1 pseudogene is annotated in these 318 nt (G+C 33.3%); it reads right to left on the reverse strand.

Annotated elements, in window-relative coordinates:
- Positions 1–274, reverse strand: a pseudogene (locus SB717_RS34685) (HNH endonuclease); the annotation flags it as partial.
- Positions 275–318 lie beyond the last annotated feature (44 nt).

Below are 318 nucleotides of genomic sequence, written 5' to 3' on the forward strand. Positions count from 1 at the left end.
ATTTTAAAGATACCAAATAGCCTTCATCATTCCATTGATCATGGCTTTTCATAATCGATGGTTTATTCGATTCCTTACAATCTTCTTCAGCTATACTAACTGCTACAATATTCCCTTTTACATAATGAAAGATTCGATCCCCCTCTTTTACATCCATCATTCTTTTCCATGAATGTGGTACATTACCGCCTCTATCCTTTTTAGGTGACCAAATAATTTCTAATCCTTTTTCCTCTTGATATGTATGCCCCTGCATAACAATAAAATGATTCATATACTCTCTCCTAAAGCGTTAACTCATTACGCTATTTTCTATTT

This window comes from Priestia sp. SIMBA_032, from assembly GCF_046535215.1.
Taxonomy (GTDB): Bacteria; Bacillota; Bacilli; order Bacillales; family Bacillaceae_H; genus Priestia; species Priestia aryabhattai.